This is a genomic window from Candidatus Avelusimicrobium stercoris, assembly GCF_002437085.1.
GTDB classification, from domain to species: Bacteria; Elusimicrobiota; Elusimicrobia; order Elusimicrobiales; family Elusimicrobiaceae; genus Avelusimicrobium; species Avelusimicrobium stercoris.
The window spans coordinates 1-20,595 of the sequence record NZ_DJOA01000022.1; the positions used below are offsets into that span (position 1 = coordinate 1).

Consider the following 20,595-nt stretch of genomic DNA (forward strand, 5'->3'; position numbering starts at 1 on the left):
GTATAAAAACGCGTATAAAAGGCCGTTTTGCTCAAATATAAAGGCCTTAACAAGGAGAAAAAATGAAAGAATTTAACAAATTTTGGCGTTTTTTGCCGTCATCCCCGAAGGTTTCTGTCGGGGATCCGTTGTTATCAAAAAAGGAAACGACAGATTCCCGAACGCTCCGTGCCGGCAGGCACTCGGGAATGATAACAAAAACGACAGCAACTACAACGACAGATTCCGTAATCCTGCGGGCCGCCAAACCCTACGGAATGACGTCTGTTTGGGGCGGCCGCACGGCTAATCATTTTTGTGCAGTAAGCGGTGGTTTTACTTTGATTGAACTATTAGTCGTTGTCCTCATCATTGGCATTTTGGCGGCGGTGGCACTCCCACAATATAATGTGGCGGTGGAAAAGAGCCGCTTGGTTCAGCAGATTACAATGGTGGACGCCATTGTCCGCGCGCAAGAGGTATATTATATGGCAAACGGAACTTTTGCCGACGACTTGGACGATTTGGATATTTCCTACCCCAAGGGGTGCACCTTTGACGGTGGTGCAGGCGACCATACTTGGGTAAATTGCGGTAAATTTTCAGTTAATTACAAGCACGGCAGTTCTTCCAGCAATGTGCACGGCTCCAATGCCTCCCATTGGAGCAAAGGAACCTTGCGCTACGAACGCATAATGTCTGTCGGCCCGCAGGCAAACGATGCCCACAAAACCTTTTGCCACGCGCGAACCTCGGATCAAACCGCTAACTCCGTATGCAAAAGTATGGGGGGAACCAACCCCACCAACAGCCCTTTATTTAGTGGCTTTACCCGCTACACGCTGTAAAAAGTGTAAAAACAGGCTATAAAAAACCGCGCCCATAAAGAGCGCGGTTTTTTGTGAACTAAAAAGGCTTATTTGGCCAGTTGTTTCCAAGAGTTGGCTTCGTCTTTGAGCGCTTTTTTAGCGTCTTTGGCGGCCTTTTTGGCTTCGGCTTTCTTGGCTTCGTTGGCTTCTTTTTGCGCTTTGGATTTGGCCTTGGCGTCGGCTTTGGCTTGTTTCAAAGCGTCTTTTTGGGCCTTGGCTTTCGCTTTGGCGTCAGTTTCGGCTTTTTTAGCGTTGGCTTTGACGGTTTCGGCCTTGGCCTTGGCGTCGGATTTAGCCTTGGCCGCTTGGGTCTTAGCGTCAGACTTGGCGGTGTTGGCTTTGGCCTTTAAATCTTTTTCGGCTTTTTTAGCATTGGCTTTGGCATCGGCCTTGGCCTGTTTGGCTTTCGCTTTGGCTTGGGCCTTGGCTTCGGCGGCTTTGGCTTTGCTGTCAGCGGAGTTGTTGGAGGCTTTGGCCGCTTCTAATTTGGCCTTGGCGTTGGCTTTTTGCGTTTCCAAGTTCTTTCTCAACGTGGTTACCTTGGACATCGTGCATTCGTTAATGCAGGTTACGTCCGCAGCGGCGCAGCCACAGTTATCGGTAGCGGCGGAGGCGGCAGTCGGCCACGCGGCGGACAAGGTCAGCGCGAGGGCGAACAAGAGGATTTTCTTCATTGTGCTTCTCCTTTTAGTGTTAAAATATCTTACTTTCTTATTTTACAAAAATTCGTTTTTCCCGCTCAACGCCCTATTTTTAATTAATTTTTCCCCTTGGTAAAGGGCTCAATTTTGATAAAATGATATATATGGAAACGATTGTTGCTTCTACCCCGTGGTGGATAAATGCGCTTTTAGGTATTGTGGTGGCCAATTTGCTGGTATGGCCGCTTACGTCGCGCTGGGTGGAAAGCCATTTGGAAATCTTTCTTTTAATGGTAGGCGCGGCGGCGGTAACCATTAGCGGCGGGTGGAGTGTGGATTTTATTTACGAAACCCTGCAATATCCCGTTAATGTGGCGTTTATCGTGCTGGTCGTCAGCGTGATTTTTAACAATTATTCCCGCTATATCTTCCGCGTGCTTTTTGCGTTCTTCCGCAAATTGGAGCCGCAATACAGTTTTGCCCTGTTGGTATTTTTATTGGGGATTACGTCCTCTTTGGTGAGCGTAACGGTGGCGGCCCTAGTGCTGGCCGAGGTGTTAAAGGTTGTTAATTTGGAGCGTTCCTCCACCGTGCGGATTACCGTTTTTGCCTGCTATGCCATTGGTTTGGGCGCGGTGCTTACGCCGCTGGCCGAACCGTTGGGATTAATTATTAATAACGCCCTTACTGGCGCGCCACACTTTGCGGATTTCTTCTTTTTAATGCGCCATTTTTTTGTGTGGATTGCACCTGCCATTTTGCTTTTGTCCGCCGCAGCGGGGTATTCGGCCCGCCACGCGGGTACTACGATGCAAATGCACATCCGCGAGGATAAAGAAACCTACGGTTCTATGCTGCGCCGGACGTGGCATATTTATATGTTCGTGGCCGCACTTAATTTGATTAGTGCGGGCTTGCGTCCCTTGGCCCAAAGCACCATTACGCACTTGGGCGGGAAGGTCCTATTCTTAGCCAATGCGGTATCCGTGATTATTGATAACGCCACCTTGGCCGCAATTGAAATCGTCCCCACTATTTCAATGAACGACCTTATTTATATGGTTATTGGGCTGGCGGCGTTTGGCAGTATGCTGGTGCAGGGGAACCTGCCCAATATTGTGGCGGCTGAAAAATTGGGCATTAAAAGCCGCGAGTGGGCCTCTATTGCCGTGCCGACAGGGTTTGTGCTAATGGGCGGTTACTTTATTGTTTTGTGGATTGTTTTATAGGCCCGGGCCTAAATTAAACCGGGTCTTTTGGCCCTTGTGGTCTGCTTACCTAATTAGTACCCTATATAAAAGGGAAAAATATGAAAAAATACTTAATTCTTGTTTTAGCCTGTCTGACGGCGGTGCCGTCTTTCGCGCAAAAATTGCCGAAAGCCCCCAAAGCAAAAGGGCTGGCCCGGGTGATGAAACAGCAAGCCCGTACTATCAGCCAAGCCAATGTGCTTACGCAAATTCCGATTTCCACACTTGCTTTAACCAATGTGCGCAAGGTGCAGGGGAAGGTATATTTTACTGCTGTGCCGACTATTCCGTCAGGTAGTTTAATTACCGAGCGGTTAATGGCGCAAACCGTTCCGCCGACGGACCCGTTCCGCTTGCCCCTCTTGTTAATTGACCCGTCGTACGAACAGCGTATGGCGGCTATCAAACAATATCAAACCACCCTGGAAAATTTTAAACGGTTTAAGAGCGATATCAACCCGGTGTTATATTACCAATCCAGACCGTCCGAACGGCGCACGTTGCCCACCTTGGAAAAGGCGGAACTGGTAAATAAGATTTTGGAAATGCACCGCCAACTGCGCGCGCTTAATATTTTGGTGGCTCCCCAAGACCGTCCCTTGGCTCAGGCCAATGCGTATGTACGCTACGCTATGGAAACGGTGGAGCCCAACTTTGTGAATTTGCTGGATTCCGGCTTGCGGGAAAAAAGAACGGACCGCAAATTTAACCAAGACGAATTTATTATGGAAGCGCCGAAAGAGGGGCGCTTGGCGGCCTTAAAGAATTATTTGCCCTATTCCTTGCGTTTGCGCCAAGCCGCGGGCAAACTGCCCGCCGGTATTAAAATGGCGGTGCTGAACGACCGCGCCAGCGCTTTGGCGGCTATTAAAGAAAAACACGCCACGGTTTTCTGCCCCAAGTGGAAAATTACCACTTATGCCGATACGGAGAAATTGCTAAGCGACATAAAATATGGCCGTGCACAATACGATGTTATCCTTACGGACTTAATGGTTCCTGGCGGTGGCGGGTACTACTTAACCGCTACCTTGCGCCAGCAAGGGTTTAAAGGGGCCATTTTTGCGGCGACGGCCTTTCAGCCTGACGAAAAACTCAGCATTGGACTCTTTAACAAAGGGTTTGACGGGATGTTTTCCTTGCCGGAGAATTTTGAACTCCAAAAAGATTGGCCCTTGGACGTAATGAACCGTTTAAACACTTATTTTTACTATCGGGATTTACATCATTGGAATAGGTAAAATAATTTTTTATAAAAGCACCCGGGGCGGATAAACTCTCCGGGTGCTCTTTTATATCTGCGCCTGTAAAAGATACAATATATATATGTTCAACTGGAAAGGATTTATTTGCGGTGTGGTTACTTCGGCCACCTTCGGGCTTATCCCGTTGTTTACGCTGCCGCTTTTGTCGGGCGGGATGAATGTCCCGTCTATTTTGGTTTACCGCTTTTTAATTGCCACCGTGCTGATGGGGGCGTTTATGGCGGCTACGGGCCGCTCCTTTAAGGTTAGCCGGAAGGAGTTTTTTATTTTGGCCGGGCTCAGCCTTTTGTATATCGGTTCGGCGGTGTTTTTGTTTTGGTCCTACCACTATTTGGCAAGCGGCATTGCCACTACGATGATGTTTTTGTACCCCGTGTTTGTGGCCCTTATTATGATTACGGTTTTTAAGGAGCGCAATTCCGTTTGGACAATGTTGGCTATTTTGCTGGCCGTTTGCGGGGTTTCCCTGCTCTCTTGGAACGGCAAGGGCGGCGGTGTGAGTTGGACGGGGATTTTGCTTGCGGTGCTGTCTGGCTTTTCTTACGGAATTTACATTATTTCCGTTAATAAATCGTGCGTAAAGGATATGAGTTCCACCAAATTAACCTTTTACGTTTTTATTTTTACGGCCTTTTTCCTGCTGTTAGGCACGGGACTGCTTGGCAAATTGCAGGGTGTAGCCACGCCAAAGGATTGGATGAATTTATTACTGCTTGCCATTATCCCGACGGTGGTTTCCAACATTACCTTGGTGGCCGCCATTAAGGCGATTGGTTCCACCTTTGCTTCCGTCCTGGGCGCTATGGAGCCGGTAACCGCTATGACGGTAGGCGTGCTGGTGTTTGGCGAGCCGTTTACGCATACGACGGCCTTGGGCGTGGTGATGATTATCTTTGCGGTAACGTTGGTTATTCTTTCGCCCGCGCTTGAAAAGGGATACCGCACGGGGAAATTTTTGTATATTACCAAAGTAAAGGGGATTCACCCCAATATTGTGCCGTATCACTAGCAGGTTTTTGCTACAATATAAAAAAATAAAAGGAGAAACTATGGGACGTAACGGTTCTATTCATACAATCGTTTTAGTGCTGGTAATGCTGATAGGTTTCGGCGCGGCGCTTGGCTGGCCGCAGTACGAAAAGCACCGCACCCTTGTGGCGGCGCAAAAGGCCTTAGACATTGGCAAATCCTTGGCGTTTGCCGAGGCTTCCTATAAGGCGCGCTATAAAGCCTACACGCCCGATTTTGAACTATTAGGCGAAGCGTTGCCCTGCCCGGTAGAGCGCGCGGAAGGCAAAATAGAAATGGTGTGCAAGGATTATACCTTTTCGCTCGCGGAGGGAAATTTGGTGCGCGTGGCGCATAAAAGTTACCCCAAATGGTTTGATATTAATATAGACGAAGGCTCTATTGATTGTTCGCACGAAGAGGGCTCTTTGGTGGGGCAGCATATTTGCGCCCGGGTAGATTTGGCTGGTTCTAACAATTAAGGAGAATATATGAAGAAACTCTTATTTGTATTTTTGGCTTTGCCGCTGGTATTTGCCTGCTCTCCCAGCGTGAAACGCGTGGAGACCAACTTGGTAAAGGACGTTAGCGGCGGCTGGAACGATACCGACGCGCAAATGGTCGCGCAGGAAATGATTACCGATTGTTTGCAGGGCGGCTGGTATAACCGCTATTTGACCCGCAAAGGCAAAGAACCCGTGGTAATTGTGGGTACGGTAACCAATAACACGATGGAACACATCAACACGGGCGTGTTTGTGGAAGAAATCCAGCGCGCACTTATCAATTCGGCCAAGGTGGACTTTGTGGCCTCTGCGGCGGAGCGGGGCGAAATCCGCACTGAACGCTTGGAGCAGGACGAGTTTGCTTCCGAAGAAACGCGCAAGGCGTTTGGCAAGGAAGTCGGGGCCGACTTTATGTTAAGCGGGGTTTTGAACTCCGTGGTGGACAAATCCGGCAGCAAGGCGTTGGTGTTCTATCAGGTAAATATGAAACTGATTAACATTGAAACAAACCAAATTGTCTGGAACGGCCAAAAACAGATTAAAAAATACGTCAAACGCAGTAAAGTAACTTGGTAGTTTTTATGAAGAAGGCGCGCGCATTATGTTTGGGGCTGGTGTTGTTTTGCTCCGCTTGTGCGGCGCCTTCCTTGCGTTTTAAAACCGAAGTCAACAAACTGGTTTCCGCGGGCCAGTTTAAACAAGCCGGGGAACAAATCCTTTCCAAACAAAATAAATATTACAAAAAGAAGGACGCCACCCTTTTTTATTTGGACCGCGCTTCCCTCTTGCACGACGCCGGAAACCCTGCCGAAAGCGACCAACTCTTTTCCTCCGCCCAAGATTTTATAGATGCCTTATACGCCAAAAGCGTTACGGGTTCCGTCGGGCGTTTTGTAATTAACGATTTAACCGCCCCCTATTACGCCGCCAATTACGAGCGCGCCCTAACCTATTATTACCGCGCAATGAACTTTTTGGAGCGGGGGGACCTTTCTTCCGCCGCCGTGGAAATGCGCCGGGCCGTCTTCTTTTTGGATGAACTCCGTGGTGCCAAACGCACGGGCTACAACGACGACCCCTTTGTGCAATACTTTGCAAGTTTGGTTTTTGAGTCCGTGGGCCAGCGGTCCGATGCGCGTATCTGCCGCCAAAATGCCCAAAACGCCTATGCGCGGCTGGGGGATAAATTAAAAGTTTCTATGCCGGAATTTTCCGTCCCCGCCAATGCAAATAATTATGGCGAAGTGATTTTTCTGCACTACAACGGTCTTTTGCCTCTTAAAAAAACGCAAACCTTACAGGTGGCTTGGGACAAGGCCTTGGTATTGGCTTCCTCTCCCACGGAGTCCGCGGACCAAGTATCGCCCGAAGTGCAAAACGCCCTAATGGCCGGGTTGTACGGTTCGGCGGTTACGCTTTCGTTCCCGGTGCTGGAAAACCAGCCCTACCGCGTGGCTTCCTCGTGGGTATTGGCGGGCGGACAGGTATATACCACGCAAAAGGCGGCTGATTTTGCCGCGCTTGCCAAACTGGATTTAGAGGAAAAAATGCCCGGTATTTTGTTCCGCACGGCTACGCGCGCGGTGGTAAAGGAAGTTGCCGCCGTGCAGGCGCGCCAATTGGCCGCTTCGGCTTCGGACAGCGACACAACGGGCGACTTGGCCGGGATGTTTGTAAGCGCCTTGGGAGCCGCCCTAGAAAAGGCCGACACCCGCCAATGGTTTACTCTGCCTGCCGAGGTGCGTATGACGCGGATTTTTGTGGCTCCGGGTAATCAAAATATCCGGGTGTTGTTTCGGGACGGAAATGGTAATATAATAGGAGAACATACCTTTGAAAATGTAAACGTGCCGCGCGGAGGGCGTGTGTTTTTGCACTGCCGCACGGCTTATTAGAGGAATTATGAAGAAACTGCTTATGATGTGTGCCGCGGCGTTCTTATTAAGCGCGTGCGCGGGTATGAATAAAAATACGGTCAATTATCAAATGTCCAAGTATGATTCGGCCAAATACTATGTAGTGGCCGGGGAAGGGATGAGCAAAAACGAGGCCTCGCAAAACGCGCTTACCAATATGCAGCGCGAAATGGTGCAAAACGCTCCGGCGGCCGCGGACCAAGGCGTAGTGCCGGATTTGCTGGCCAATGCCGAGGTGGAAAAGGTCTGGCGCGATGCGGACGTATCCGCCAAGCATTACTACGCGCTTGCAGTCTTGCCGCGTGAACGGGCGCGCAAGGTGCTCACGCCGCTGTTGGACCAAACCGATGCCAAACTGGCGGGTTTATCCGCGCAGTTTGCTTCGCCCGCCCAACCGCTTGCCGATTTAAAGGTGGCTTTTAAAATGCAGCCGCTTGTTTCCCGCCGCGCCGCGCTGGACGATATGTATCAGTTTTTGGATGCCGGACAACAAGCCTACGAGGCCGAAAGATTTTCCGCTTATAAAGACATACTTAAAGAAAAAATGGCCGCCGTGTTGGTGGCAGTAGAAGTGGAAGGAGTGGAAAGTGAAGTAATGGTAACCTATGTGATAGACGCGCTGAACCAAATGGGGTTGGGCGTAGCCGATACCGCCAACGGGAGCGAAGCGGTACTCGTTAAAATTATCACGGATGTGGACGGTTACGACTCCCAAAAAGTCCAAGGGCTTGTGTGGTGTTCCAGCGGGGCTTCGGTCAGTTTGGTGGATGTGGCGCGGGGGGCGACGTTTTCCCGCTTTAACGTACACGAACGGGCGGGCACTTCCCGTGCGGCGGATTCCCAGCGCAAAAGTATGCAAAGCGTAGGGGAACAGGCGGCCAAACAGATTACCGCCCGGTTGGAAGCCTACTTAAAAACTAAATAGGAGATAACAATGAAAAAACTGTTAGTATTCGTTTTATTATGTGCGCCGCTGTTGGCTTTGGCGCAGCAGGCGGCTGCCGATAAACCGGCTGATACCGCCAAGGTAGAGGACCCGGCCGAACGCAACAAAATGCTCTACTCGCTCGGGTTTTTGTTGGGGGATAATTTAAAACGCCAGTTGATTTTGGACAACGAGGACGATTATAAAGCACTTTCCCAAGGGATGCGCGACAGTTTGCTTAACAAACAAGCGCAAACGGACTTGGACAAGTACAAACCGCAAATTATCCAAAAATACCAAGATGACGCCAAAACTATTTCTGCCAAGCGCCAAGTGGCCCAGCAGGAATATATGGAAAATTTCCAAAAGGAAAAGGGTGTAAAAACCTTGGATAACGGCGCGATGATGAAACTCACCCGCGCGGGCAAGGGTAAAACGCCTAAGGCCGACAGCACCGTAAAGGTTCACTATACGGGAACCTTGATTGACGGTACGAAATTTGACAGTTCCCGCGACCGCGGCGAAGCCTTCCAAACGCGCCTTACCGACGTAATCCCGTGCTGGACGAAGGCCGTCCAACAAATGAAGCCCGGTGCGCGCGCCAAGGTTGTCTGCCCCGCAGATACCGCTTACGGTAACCGCCCGGTGGGCCAAATCCCGGCCAACTCGGCGTTGGTGTTTGATATTGAACTGTTGGATATGGAATAATGTCCAAAACCAGTTACGCTTTAATAGCGATAATGGCGGCCGCGCTCCTGTATATGGGCGCGGCCCGCGTTTACCAAGTGTACGAACGCAAGGTAGCCGAGCGGGAAGCGGCGGCGGTGTCGTCGTTTTCCTTTCAAAATGTGCCTGTGTCGTTGGCGGCTCCACAAGCCGAGCCCGTCAGTTACCCGGTGGCCTTTGAGCCCGCGCCGGAAGATGTGTATTTGGCGGATGCCCCTTTAACCGAGGAGCAAAAAGTCCAACAGGCGCAGGATACCATTGTGTCTATTTTAGACGATTACAAGGACGACCCGAATTTGCAACAATTTAACCGCGCTTTATCCCAAGCCACGCAGGGAAAAGTGGATAATTTGGGAGTGCTCAGCGGGGACGGGCTTGCCCAAATTTTGCAGGAAAATCCGCAAGTGGGGCAGGTGGTGGCGGAGAGTATGAAGAACCCCGAATTTGCCAAAACGGTACAGCAAATCTTTACTAACCCGCAATTTATTGAAAGCGTAAAGCAGTTGCAAGGGGCTGATTTACAAAAAAACGTGAAAAAACAGGGGAAAATTTAGTATTCTATAAAAGAATAGGAGGTCTTTGTGATTAAAATTTTTCTCAAAGCAGCCATTTTGGTTTTTATTATTTTAAGTATTTACTTTATTGTAAACCCCAGCGCGTGTTCCAACCTGATGATGGGACGCGTAACCAATTCGCCCGATACCGAGCCGCGCATTGACTTGCCGGTCGCTACTGCCGACCATAGCGAAATGTTCACTCCGTCCGGCGACCAGCCGCTTGATAAGTCCGCTAACAAAGAGCAAAAGGTGGAAGGTATTACCGATACCAATTCTTTGGTAAAGGATAACGCGGGCGAGGAATATTCCCAAGAGGATATTGACTACGCGGTTGCCAGCCGCTATGTGGAACTGGAAAACGAATACGCCCAGTCCAAAAAAGCGACCAAGGACACGGCTAAGGAAATCTCCTATCAGGTAATGGACGATTTTGAACTGACGCCCGAAGAGTGGGAAGCCTTCTTGCAGCGTGCGACCAAGAGCAACTTGTTTGATAAGGTCCGCCGCGATTTGGCCGCGCCCGCTAAATAAGCAACCTCTTATCTTGTAAAAAGCCGCCTCTATAACTTGGGGGCGGTTTTTTTATGCTCTTATTGAAAAGATCTTGCCCATAAAATAGCCCCGGGCCTATGCTGGGCATAAAACCGGGGCTATTTAAAGCGTTTTTTCAATTTAGATTAATGGGGCAGCCTGCCCGCTAAAAACTCGGCTACGGGGCGCGTATGCTTGATTTTACTTAATACAATTTTAATGGAGGCCGTAATCGGTACGGACAAAAATGCCCCGGGCACGCCCCATACCAAGGACCAAAAGATAAGGGAAGCCACAATAGCCGCCGGGTGCAGGTCCATCCCCTCGCCCAAAAAGCGCGGTTCTAACAAATTGCCGATAACAAACTCGGTGGCCGATAATAACCCCACCACCAGAAAGAACTGCGGCCCCAGCCCGTATTGCAAAAACAGCACCGGGGTAGGCAGTAAAACAGCCACAATGGAACCCACACTGGGGATAAAGTTAAGCAAAAAGACAAACAGCGCAAACAGCGCGGCCAGTTTTACCTGAAAGCCAAACAAAATGGCCGCCGCAATAAATCCCGTAGCCAAAGAAGCCACCAACTTAACCGACAGATACACGGACACATTAGCCAGCATTTCTTTAATGGCCGGGTTGGTAATGGGCGGCGCTTTTTTGCTTCCAAGTAGAAAAAACGTCATAAACAAAATAATCAGCGTGGTGTTGGACACCAAACTAAAAACCTTACTGCCGAAATTTCTCAGCCAGTTAAACACGGGCAAATCGCGCAGGTAGGTTTCAATAAATTTTTGGTCCAGCGTAATGCCGTGCTGGTGCAGGCGGGACGTAATGTCCGTAATGGTGTCAATCAGGTTTTGGCGATAGACTTCCGCCCCCTTTAAAAATCCGCCCACGGAGTTGACGGTAAACAAAATAACGCCTGCAAAAAAGGCCGCGCACAACACAATGGAAACCGTCAGCGCAAGCCACGAGGGAAAGGAAAATTTGTGCTTTAAAAAAAGCGTGATTTGGGTCAAAATAGTGTAGAGAAAAACCGAAATAACCAGCGGAATTAACAGCGCCTTGGTATAGACTAAAAACGCTGTTACCACGCCTGCGGCGATAATCGTCAGGCAGATGGCGCTGGCTTTTAAATAGTAATAAATCGGTTTATCAGAACGCATTTTGCCCCCGGTTTTTTTCTGTTTTTTTGGCTATTTCCCGCGCCAAAAATAAAATTTTACCCGTCAAAACTTCTACATCGCTTTGACAAGCGGTCAGCAGCCAAACATTTAATTTGGCGGCTGTGAAATTTTTGTAGTTTTTAGCGAATAAATCGTAGGCGGTTGTCAGTTCGTCGCACGCGCGGGAAAGCGTTTTGGCGCGGCTGTTTAAGCCCTTGGCGGGTAAGGCCAAGTCGGCGGTCCAATCGCTGTCCTTGCATTGGCGTGCGGCGGCGCGGGCCTGCGTCCAAAAGGGTTCCCGGTCGTCTAATTGCTTGTGGAAATCCAAGCAATAAGCGTTAAACTGGGCGGCAAAGTCCCCATCGCGTACGTCTATATTTTTGCGCAACTGCTGTAAAATTTGTTCCAAGCGGCGGTTAAACTCGCGCAAGGTCTGCGCCGCGGTGGCGATTTCGTCGCGTAAGAGGTCGCATTGGTGCGAAATGTTGGTTAATAATTCTTCACAAGTCATAATACCGGGAAATTAATGGTAAAAATAGAGCCTAGTCCCCTGTCGGACACTACGCTAATAGACCCGTTGTGCAGGTCCAAAATGCGTTTGACCATTGCCAGCCCCAGCCCCCAACCGCTGATTTGCCCCGTAAAGAAATCATCCACTTGGTAAAACGGTTCAAAAATGCGGTTTACGTCCTGAGGGCGGATGCCGGCGCCGTAATCGCGCACGGAAAGGGAAATGCTGTCGCCGTGGTTGGCGCATTGCACCTTAATAATTTTTTCCATTTTGTTGTTAAATTTAATGGCATTTGCCAAAAGTTCCTGTACGCACAGGCGCAGCATTTCCTCGTTGGCGGTAACGCTTAACCGCTCCGGACAGTCAATTTCTACAAACGTGCCGCGCTTGACGGAGCCGTCCTCTTGCGGGCTGACGGGTAACGCCAGTTCCTCTTCCAGCGTAATGGCCTTGGCGGCGCACTCCTTAATAAGCGGCTTTAATAAAACGGATTGCTTTTCCATCCCCTCGTGCTGGGCGGTAATTACTTTGTTAAACGCCAGCAATTTATCCACCAGTTGGGACATTTTCCCGCCTTGCTTATTAATTTCCTCCAACGCTTTGGAAGTAAAGGGGGAAAATTTTTCCTTTCCGGCTTGGGACAAAATAGCCTCCGAATAGCCGTTAATAATGGAAAGCGGTGTTTTTAATTTATGGGAAATTAACGTCAGCGCACGCGCGTTAATGGATACATTTTCTTCTTCGTTCATATCTTTCCCCTAGAACGAGGCCACCAAGCGGACGTATAAGATATCGCGTTTATTTTCGTTATGTACGGTGCGGACGTGGTTATAGGCCAAGTCGGCGTGTATGTCCCGCGTAATGGCAAAGGTGTTGCCAGCAATAAAAGAGTGCTCCGGGTCCGCCGTGTAAAATTCCCCATAGCGGTAACCTAAATAAAGCGAGGACTGCTGGTCCGGCCACATCCACGTCAGACGCGTACCCAAGGCGTATTTGCCCAAGTCGTGCACCACATCATAGGTTTGCGTGGGGGCTAATTCCTGCTGGTCCATAATGCCGCGGAAGGCTTTTACGCCGTCAATGCCGTTTGGATATTGGAACACCGTTCCGGCGGCTTCAAAGCCAAAGCGGCGGAAGAAATTTTTAGTAAGGCCCAAGGTATAGGCAAATTGCGTGTAATCTTCGTTAGACAAAGAGCCGTCCGAATAGGCCAAGGTGCCTTTTTGGCGGGCAAACGAAGCGCCCAAATAAGCGTGTGTGTATAAGTCGTTTACGGTGTCGTCCTCTAACGTCATAATCAGGCGGGCCGAAACGCCGTAGGCGGAAGCATCCTGATAGTTTTCGTCTTTGCTTTTGTTCTTAAAATAGTAGAAGGGTTTTAAGTCTAATTTCAAATAGTCAAAATCCAATCCTACGGGCAGGCTGACGGAATAAATCGGGTCTTTAAAGCCGTCCTCTTTTACATATTTGGCTTCCACCCCGGCCAGTACATTTAAACTCCACGCGGCCACCGCGCTTACGCGGGCTTGGTCAAAATGCGATGCGCCGATATACGCGGCCGACACATCCACGGTGCGGGCCTGCAAAGCGGCGGAAGAAAGCAACAGCAAGGTAATAAATAAAGTGAGTTTTTTCATATACTCCCATTTAACCAAATTTAAAGCAGTTGCGGTATGTTTTTTCACTATACGGGGCCGCTTTATTTGGTAGAATAAAAAATATGAAGAAAATTTTTCCCTTATTTTTGATTCTTTTTGCCGCCGTTTTTGTGCAGGCGGCCCAAGTGGTCCGCGGCCCGTACATTGAGGACCCGACCCAAACTACAATGATTTTAAAATGGCAGACGGATACGGCCACCCCGTCGTGGTTGGAGTACGGCCCTGCGCCGCGCTGTAACCAAATTATGACGGTTACCCCCGAGGGTACCGCACATAAAGCCGTATTGTACGGCCTCGTGCCTAACCAGGATTTTTGCTATCGCCTGTATGTAAACAACACGGCGGGCGATGGCGTACAGGAACCCATAGAGGGCTCTTTCCGCACGTTATTTTCGGCCGAAAGAAAGGTGGTAAACTTTTTAGTGTTGGGGCAAACGGGCGCCGCTGAACCGCAGCCGACCGAGGAAAACCCGGACCCGGTGGACGAAGCCGCCCGCGCGCGCGAAGCGTTGGCCGGGTTAATGGTAAAGGAAAAGAGCGACTTTTTAATTCATACGGGTAATATTACCGCGTCCGGCTTAAATGCGGATGCGGACCGGGAGTTCTTCACCCCGTTTAAAGAGGTACTAGCCAAAAATCCGCTTTTTGTGGCGCTTGGGCCCAATGAATACGGTCCCAACCGCGATAGCCGCGACAGCAAGGCTTTCCTGCGCTCCAATTACACGCGTTTCCACGATATGACTTGGAGCAAGGCCACGCCGAAATATTATTCGTTTGATACGGCCAATGTGCGCTTTGTATTTTTGGATACCAATGTGGCCGAGGGGGCTGTGTGGGCGCCGGAAATCGGCGAGAAATCGGCGCAGACCGATTGGCTGAAAACTACCTTGGCTACGGCGGGGGAAAAGTGGAAAATCGTAGTAATGAACGCTCCTGCGTATTCCACGGGCGCCCGCGGCAGCCGCAACGAAGTATTTGCCGCTTGGGGCAAAATTTTTGAAGATTACCGTGTGGATTTAGTTATCCAAGGTGGCGATGCGGATTATGAACGCACGTTCCCAATGTACCGCGGCGAACCGTCTGCGCGCGGGGTAACGTATGTAACCTTGGGTACGGCGGCGCCTTCCCCCACCAAGCGCGAACACGGGGATTCCTCTACGGCGCGCTTTGTGGCGGCGCGGCATTTTGCTTCCGTAAAAGTGGTGGACCGCAAACTGACCTTAAAGGCCTATAACGAAAACGGCAAATTGCTGGACACGTTAGAGATTTACTTATAAGACATTTTTGAAAGAGTAATAACGGGGCAAGGATTTGTATTTCCTTGCCCCGCTTAATTTTAAGATAATAAAAAAGCCCCGCGGAAGCGGGGCTTTTACTAAGAGAGTTACAGTTATTTTTTTAACTGAACCTTGGACATCATATCGTACATAATGATACCCGCCGCGGCGGAAGCGTTTAAACTTTCCACGCCGCCCTTTTGCGGAATAGAAATAATTTCGTCGCAGTTTTCGGCCGTCTTTTCGCGGATGCCGAACCCTTCGGAACCGATTACCAATACCGCCGGGGAAGCATAATCCATTGTGTTAATGGGTTTGCCGGCCATATCAGCCCCATAGACCCAAAAACCTTCCTCTTTTAGGTCATTAAGCGCGGCGGACAGGTTGGCTACTTCCACAATGTTAATGTTTTCAATCGCTCCGCAGGCCACCTTATACACCGCAGGCGTAATGCCCACCGTGCGGCGTTGCGGCAGAATAATGGTGGAGAACCCCAAGCAGGCCGCGCTGCGGATAATGGCGCCCAGGTTTTGAGGGTCGGTCATTTCGTCCACAGCCAGCCAAAGGTCCTTTTTGTTGCCGTCGGCCTCGTACATAGCGGTAGAAAGTTTCATTAATTTAATGGGCTGGATTTTAGCCATTACCCCTTGGTGGTTGGCGTTGCGGGTCAGGCGGTCCAGCGTTTTATTGTCAATGCGGTCAATTTTGGCGTTGCACCGTTTGGCCAGGCGGATGATTTCCTCCACCGCGCGGTGCCCGGCCTTGCTGTCCGACACATACAACTGCGTTACGTTGCGCTTTTTGCTTTTCAGCGCTTCCATCACCGGGTGAATCCCGTAGATCATATCTAAATTATCTTGCATTTTTTTCCTCAACCAATGGTGGACGAGCCGAAACTCATACCGATTTCCAACGCGGCTCGCACTTCGTCCCCGTTCGGGTCCACGCGTTTCAAATCGGAAATAGCGTCCGTAATTTTTACTTCGGTAATTTTGAAATCTCTAAACGCGGCCATATAGCCGAATTTGCCTTCTAACACCATTTCCAGGGCCTTGGCACCGTAGAGAGTGGAAAGCCAGCGGTCAAAGGCCGTAGGCGTGCCCCCTCTTTGGGTGTGGCCGAGCACACAGGCGCGGGATTCAATTTTGGTGCGGTCTTCAATCATATTGCTTAACTTGGCTGCAATGCCGCCCAAGCGAATAGGATCCGTGCTGCCGGGCAGGGTGCGGGCAATGGTTTGCTCGCCCTGTTCGTTTTTGGCGCCTTCGGCGGCTACCACGATACTGAAATTTTTGCCCTTGCTGCGGCGTTCTAAAATGGAATTGACGATAACATCTTCGTTGTACGGAATTTCCGGGATGAGCACAATATCGCCCCCGCCGGCCAAGGCGGAGCGCAGGGCAATCCAGCCTGCATAGCGGCCCATCGTTTCCACAATCATCACGCGGTGGTGGCTTTGCGCCGTGGTGTGCAGGCGGTCAATGGCTTCGGTGGCAATTGCCAAGGCGGAGTCAAAGCCGAAGGTTTGATCGGTGGCGGACAAGTCGTTATCAATCGTTTTCGGCACGGCTACAATCGGCATACCCATATCCACAAACTGCTGGGACATATGCAAGGTGCCGTCGCCGCCGATAGTGATAAGGGCGTCCAACTGGTTTTCTTTAAAATTGTGCATCGCTACGGAAGACAGATTGCGCGGCGTTTCCGGCGAGCCGAAAGGCGGGAGCGTATAATTAAAGGGGTTGGCAATGTTGCTGGTGCCCAAAATGGTGCCCCCCAAGGTTAAAATACCGGAAACGGTTTCATCCGTAATGCGGATAAATTCGTTGCGTACAAGCCCGTCAAAGCCGTTTTTAAGGCCCAAAACTTCAATGCCGTGGCGCAAGGCGTTTTTGCTGACGGCGCGCACGACGGCGTTCAAACCGGGGCAGTCTCCGCCCGCAGTTAAAATGCCAATTTTTTTGATTGTCATATTTTTATCCCCTCCAAATCACAAATAAGCGGCTATTGCGCTTAACGCCCACAGTACAAAAAACTGGCCGTCAATCAGCGTTTCGTCTTTCACGCTGCGGGTGGTGGTCTTACTATAATAATATATTACAATAAAAACGGTGTATAAATGCCCCAGTAGTAACATTGCCACCAAGGCGGGCTTCCAAGTCATAGACAGCAGCGTGCCCAAGGCTGCCGTTAGGGCCAGCAAAATAAGTGTAACGGCCCATTTGGTTTTCTTCATACCAAAGGCTTTATAAAAACTTTCGCGCCCGATGATAAGGTCCTTATTTGCCGAGGTAAATCCCAGCGTTACCGAGCGCATAAAGACTAGGAGTACCGTGTAAAAAATAGCCACATACGAGGCCTTCCTCAGCAAAAGCCCGTTGGCATACGCAGGCAGGAACGCGCAAGCATACGCCCAGCCCAAGGCGGTTACAATGTCTTTGGTTCCGGGGAGTGATAAAAGTTGCAGTTTGAGTAAATGCCTAAACGGATAAGCAAAGCCCAACGCCAAGAAGAGAATCCCCAACACAGCGGCCCCGTTGCCCAGCAGCAGGGCGACGACGGCGGCGCCCAAGGCGGCTATTACGCTGGCGACCGTTAAAAAGCGTTTGTTTTGCCCAGGCTGTGCTTCGGCGGCGCGGTTAAAGGCGGTGAGTGCATAGACAAACAGCCCCGCAAACGCTAAAAATAATCCGCTGAAAGGCACGCTTTCTAGGCGCATACATACATAGGTAAGCGCGGTAGCCGCGCCCGCCGTGTAAAAACAGTTGCGCACCAAAAAGTGCCATATCATTTCCGGCAAATGGGATAAAACGGATTTCGGGTCCGGCTTGCGCAGTTCGCGCACGCGGGCGGCCACGCGGTCAATCACCCAGTTGGGTGTAGAGGCCCCGGCGGTGATAAAAATCTTTTTGGCACGTACCACGGGCAGTGGGTCAATTTCGCCCTCGGTTTCCACGTGTTGCACGGCGGGGGCCAAGCCTCTGCACAAAAGGGCCAGGCGCGCGGTGTTGGCGCTGTGGCGTCCGCCTACGACAATCACCAAATCGGCGTTTTTGGCTTGCTCAATGGTTTCCTTTTGGCGGTCCTTGGTCGGCTGGCAAATGGTGTTGGAAATTTGGCACTCATCCGCGTGTTTTTTAATTTCTTCGGCGGTTTCGTAAAAAACGCTTTCCTTTTGCGTGGTTTGCGAAACGACATTTACTTTGTCAAAATGGGGGAGTTTGGCGGCTTCCTCAGGCCCGGAAACTACCGTTCCCTTGCCTTGGGTGTAGCCTAATAGGCCGATGACTTCGGCGTGTCCGCCGTCGCCCACAATCACGGTGTGATAGCCCTGCCCGGCATATTTTGCAATAATGTTTTGCGCGTGCTTAACCAAGGGGCAAGTGGCGTCCACCACTTCCATACCGCAGGACTCTACTTCCTTTTGGAACGAAGGCGTAATGCCGTGCGCGCGGATAACCAGCACGCCCGATTTGTCGTCCGCTTCCTGCGGGCGGTCAATGGACGTGATTTGCTTGGCGGCCAGCATATCCGTTACCTGCTTGTTGTGGATAAGCGGCCCAATGGTGTAAACAGGCTTCTTGCCGGCGGCTTCCAATTCCAGCACCTTATCAATGGCGCGTTTGACCCCGGGGCAAAAGCCCGCGCTTTTGGCTACGGTTACGTCTTGTTCTTTTTCCATATATATATTATAGGAAATTCCGCGCCCGGTTTTTTGCCCGGCAGGGGCGGATTTTCTATAATTTACCTATGAACAAAATAATAATGGGTGTGGCGGCTTTAACGCTGCCTTGCGCCGCTTTTGCGGGCGCGTACGGCGATATGTTTAAAAACGGACACCTCCGCTTTGACTATACGCCCCAGGAAATTTCCGCGCTGGAAGAGCGCGCGGCGGAAGAATTGGACATCAATTTGAACTTTTTGGCTACTATCCCAGCAGATAAGCGGGACTTTACCAATACGGTGCGCGCGTTGGAAGACGCCTATACGTCTTATTGGTTCGTGCCGAAGAATTTATCGCTCTTATCGTATTTTCACCAAAACGCGGATGTGCGCGAAGCCGCCGCCAATTTGGAGGCCAAGGGCGTGGATAAAAAACTTTCCGTCTTTGCCCGCAAGGACGTATATAAGGCTTTAAAGGAATATGCGGACACGAAACCCCAGTTAAACCACGAGGACGCGCGCTTGCTGGCCAAATGGCTGGAACGCTTTGAGCGGGCCGGTATGGCGCTTAGTGAAAAGGATGCCAAAGCGTATGCCAAACTAAACACCGAGCGATTAAACAAAATTACCCAATACAATGTAAATTTGAATAATTACAAAGATGAACTGGTCGTTACGCGCGAGGAATTGGACGGCTTGGGAGAGACATATATCAACCGTTTGGAACGCACCAAGGACGGAAAATATATCGTTACGTTAAAATACCCGGATTACAACCCGTTTATGTCCTCGGCCAAGAGCGAAAAAGCGCGCAAATCGTTGCAGGAAAAGTTCGCCCGCCGCGGCGGCAAGGAAAATGTAAAACTGCTGGAAGATACGGTAGAACTGCGCCGCAAGCAGGCCGCCTTGCTCGGTTTTAAGCGGTACCCCGATTATGTGCTCCCGGTGCGTATGGCTAAAAATTACGAAACCTTGGAAGCGTTTTTAAAGAATTTACAAAAGGAAGTTACGCCCCTTGCCCAGGCGGATATACAAGCCTATCTAAAACTAAAAGAGGAAACCACCGGGCAAAAAGCGGACGAAATGACCGCGTGGGATTTACCGTATTGGAGCAACCAATATAAAAAGAAATATTATCAAGTGGATGACGATAAGATTAAGGAATATTTCCCGACGGATAAAGTAATTAGCGGGATGTTTGAGGTGTTTGGAAACCTCTTTGGCGTTACGTTTACCAAAGCGGCTTTGCCCACTTGGCACCCGGATGTGATTGTCTATCAAATTAAGGACAAAAAAACGGGCGAATTAATTTCCAACTTTTATTTGGATTTGTTCCCGCGCGACGGTAAATATACCCACGCCGCCACTTGGAGTTTTGTGGACCGTTTTGAACTGCCGGACGGACAGATGCAAACGCCGTCTGTGGTGATTGCGGCTAACTTTACCCCGGCGGGCAACGGTGTGCCGTCTCTCTTGGAGCACAGCGAAGTGGAAACCTTATTCCACGAGTTCGGGCACGTGTTGCAAATGTCTATGGCCACGTCCAAATACGCTACGCTCACGGGCGACAACGTGGCGTGGGACTATATTGAGGCGCACTCCCAACTATTGGAAAATTGGGCTTGGCAGCCGCAAGTGCTTAAAAAGATTTCCGCCCATTACAAAACGGGCGAAGCCTTGCCGGACGAACTGATTGCGTCCTTGGTAAAGTCCAAAAATGTGGGTGTGGCGGCAGCGTTTCTGCGGCAGAACTTTTTGGGCCAGTACGACTTGGCCCTGCACAGCGCCGCCAAGCGGGTGGATTCCACCAAATTATATAGCCAAATGATGAAGGCCATCAGCGGTATCCCGATGACAAAGGGCACTTACCCGCAGGCGAGTTTCGGGCATATTATGAGTTTGACCGACCCGTATGATGTGGGCTACTATGTATATGCGTGGTCCTTGGTGATTGCACAGGATATCTTTTCGCGCTTTGAGGCAGAAGGCCTGTTTAATGCGGAATTAGGCGCCAAGTTGCGTGAGTATATCTATACGCCCGGTACGGTGTATGACGAAAACGAAATGGTGGAAAAATTCCTGGGCCGCCCGTATAACGACAAGGCGTTTTTAAAGAGTTTGGGAATTAACTAAGCATAAAAAATCCG

General features: G+C 50.3%; 21 protein-coding genes. 13 read left to right on the plus strand and 8 right to left on the minus strand.

Translation table 11 applies throughout. The features are described from left to right. Nucleotides 1–257: 257 nt before the first annotated feature. Complete coding sequence (locus tag B2118_RS03720) at nt 258–827, plus strand: type IV pilin protein (protein WP_428053371.1); 570 nt, start codon at nt 258–260, stop codon at nt 825–827. A 68-nt stretch (nt 828–895) separates the two neighbouring features. Here B2118_RS03720 and B2118_RS03725 read toward each other — a convergent pair whose 3' ends face one another. Continuing rightward, nucleotides 896–1,522: a hypothetical protein gene (locus B2118_RS03725; RefSeq protein WP_428053372.1), complete on the minus strand. Its 627-nt coding sequence runs from the start codon at nt 1,520–1,522 to the stop codon at nt 896–898. Between the two features lie 131 nt (nt 1,523–1,653). On the opposite strand from B2118_RS03725, the gene B2118_RS03730 reads away from it, so the two are divergent. From B2118_RS03730 to B2118_RS03775, 10 genes are all read left to right on the plus strand, one after another. Then, a complete protein-coding gene (locus B2118_RS03730) occupies nt 1,654–2,718 on the plus strand; it encodes a DUF1646 family protein (protein WP_428053373.1) in 1,065 nt (354 codons plus the stop codon). Nucleotides 2,719–2,798: 80 nt separating this feature from the next. After that, nucleotides 2,799–3,980: a hypothetical protein gene (locus B2118_RS03735; RefSeq protein ID WP_428053374.1), complete on the plus strand. Its 1,182-nt coding sequence runs from the start codon at nt 2,799–2,801 to the stop codon at nt 3,978–3,980. Nucleotides 3,981–4,065: 85 nt separating this feature from the next. Beyond that, the gene (locus tag B2118_RS03740) at nt 4,066–5,013 is read left to right on the plus strand and encodes a DMT family transporter (RefSeq protein WP_428053375.1); all 948 of its coding nucleotides are present in this window, start codon (nt 4,066–4,068) and stop codon (nt 5,011–5,013) included. 40 nt (nt 5,014–5,053) lie between these two features. After that, complete coding sequence (locus tag B2118_RS03745; protein WP_428053376.1) at nt 5,054–5,494, plus strand: hypothetical protein; 441 nt, start codon at nt 5,054–5,056, stop codon at nt 5,492–5,494. A gap of 9 nt (nt 5,495–5,503) precedes the next feature. Then, entirely contained in the window at nt 5,504–6,094 is a 591-nt protein-coding gene (lpoB, locus tag B2118_RS03750) for a penicillin-binding protein activator LpoB (RefSeq protein WP_428053377.1), read from the plus strand. A gap of 5 nt (nt 6,095–6,099) precedes the next feature. Continuing rightward, nucleotides 6,100–7,413: a hypothetical protein gene (locus B2118_RS03755; RefSeq protein ID WP_428053378.1), complete on the plus strand. Its 1,314-nt coding sequence runs from the start codon at nt 6,100–6,102 to the stop codon at nt 7,411–7,413. Nucleotides 7,414–7,420: 7 nt separating this feature from the next. Continuing rightward, nucleotides 7,421–8,359, plus strand: coding sequence for a hypothetical protein (locus B2118_RS03760; protein ID WP_428053379.1), 939 nt, complete (start codon nt 7,421–7,423; stop codon nt 8,357–8,359). Between the two features lie 9 nt (nt 8,360–8,368). Continuing rightward, nucleotides 8,369–9,067 carry an FKBP-type peptidyl-prolyl cis-trans isomerase gene (locus B2118_RS03765; RefSeq protein ID WP_428053380.1) on the plus strand — a complete coding sequence of 233 codons (699 nt, stop codon included), beginning with the start codon at nt 8,369–8,371 and terminating at the stop codon, nt 9,065–9,067. Then, the gene (locus B2118_RS03770) at nt 9,067–9,639 is read left to right on the plus strand and encodes a hypothetical protein (protein ID WP_428053381.1); all 573 of its coding nucleotides are present in this window, start codon (nt 9,067–9,069) and stop codon (nt 9,637–9,639) included. The genes B2118_RS03765 and B2118_RS03770 overlap by 1 nt, the downstream gene beginning before the upstream one ends. A gap of 27 nt (nt 9,640–9,666) precedes the next feature. Next, nucleotides 9,667–10,173, plus strand: a complete 507-nt coding sequence (locus tag B2118_RS03775) for a hypothetical protein (protein ID WP_428053382.1) — start codon at nt 9,667–9,669, stop codon at nt 10,171–10,173. Nucleotides 10,174–10,319: 146 nt separating this feature from the next. Here the strand turns inward: B2118_RS03775 and B2118_RS03780 are convergent, their stop codons facing one another. From B2118_RS03780 to B2118_RS03795, 4 genes are read right to left on the minus strand one after another with little or no spacing between them, the layout of a single operon-like run. Continuing rightward, nucleotides 10,320–11,339: an AI-2E family transporter gene (locus B2118_RS03780; RefSeq protein WP_428053383.1), complete on the minus strand. Its 1,020-nt coding sequence runs from the start codon at nt 11,337–11,339 to the stop codon at nt 10,320–10,322. Next, nucleotides 11,329–11,850 carry a hypothetical protein gene (locus tag B2118_RS03785; protein WP_428053384.1) on the minus strand — a complete coding sequence of 174 codons (522 nt, stop codon included), beginning with the start codon at nt 11,848–11,850 and terminating at the stop codon, nt 11,329–11,331. The genes B2118_RS03780 and B2118_RS03785 overlap by 11 nt, the downstream gene beginning before the upstream one ends. Further along, nucleotides 11,847–12,599 carry a sensor histidine kinase gene (locus B2118_RS03790; protein WP_428053385.1) on the minus strand — a complete coding sequence of 251 codons (753 nt, stop codon included), beginning with the start codon at nt 12,597–12,599 and terminating at the stop codon, nt 11,847–11,849. Before B2118_RS03790 ends, B2118_RS03785 begins: the two co-directional genes overlap by 4 nt. Nucleotides 12,600–12,608: 9 nt before the next feature. Beyond that, the gene (locus tag B2118_RS03795; protein ID WP_428053386.1) at nt 12,609–13,487 is read right to left on the minus strand and encodes a hypothetical protein; all 879 of its coding nucleotides are present in this window, start codon (nt 13,485–13,487) and stop codon (nt 12,609–12,611) included. 83 nt (nt 13,488–13,570) lie between these two features. Here B2118_RS03795 and B2118_RS03800 point away from each other — a divergent pair, with 83 nt between their 5' ends. Continuing rightward, nucleotides 13,571–14,785 carry a metallophosphoesterase family protein gene (locus B2118_RS03800; protein ID WP_428053387.1) on the plus strand — a complete coding sequence of 405 codons (1,215 nt, stop codon included), beginning with the start codon at nt 13,571–13,573 and terminating at the stop codon, nt 14,783–14,785. Between the two features lie 113 nt (nt 14,786–14,898). Here the strand turns inward: B2118_RS03800 and rlmB are convergent, their stop codons facing one another. Genes rlmB through ispH form a run of 3 tightly spaced genes read right to left on the minus strand, consistent with a single transcriptional unit; the run spans nt 14,899 to nt 18,467 of the window. After that, nucleotides 14,899–15,648 (minus strand): 23S rRNA (guanosine(2251)-2'-O)-methyltransferase RlmB, encoded by a 750-nt coding sequence (gene rlmB / locus B2118_RS03805; RefSeq protein ID WP_428053388.1) that lies wholly within the window; start codon nt 15,646–15,648, stop codon nt 14,899–14,901. Between the two features lie 8 nt (nt 15,649–15,656). Further along, entirely contained in the window at nt 15,657–16,757 is a 1,101-nt protein-coding gene (locus tag B2118_RS03810; RefSeq protein WP_428053389.1) for a 6-phosphofructokinase, read from the minus strand. An 18-nt stretch (nt 16,758–16,775) separates the two neighbouring features. Then, nucleotides 16,776–18,467, minus strand: coding sequence for a 4-hydroxy-3-methylbut-2-enyl diphosphate reductase (gene ispH / locus B2118_RS03815; protein ID WP_428053390.1), 1,692 nt, complete (start codon nt 18,465–18,467; stop codon nt 16,776–16,778). Between the two features lie 68 nt (nt 18,468–18,535). On the opposite strand from ispH, the gene B2118_RS03820 reads away from it, so the two are divergent. Further along, nucleotides 18,536–20,581: a M3 family metallopeptidase gene (locus tag B2118_RS03820; protein ID WP_428053391.1), complete on the plus strand. Its 2,046-nt coding sequence runs from the start codon at nt 18,536–18,538 to the stop codon at nt 20,579–20,581. The last annotated feature ends 14 nt before the right edge of the window (nt 20,582–20,595 follow it).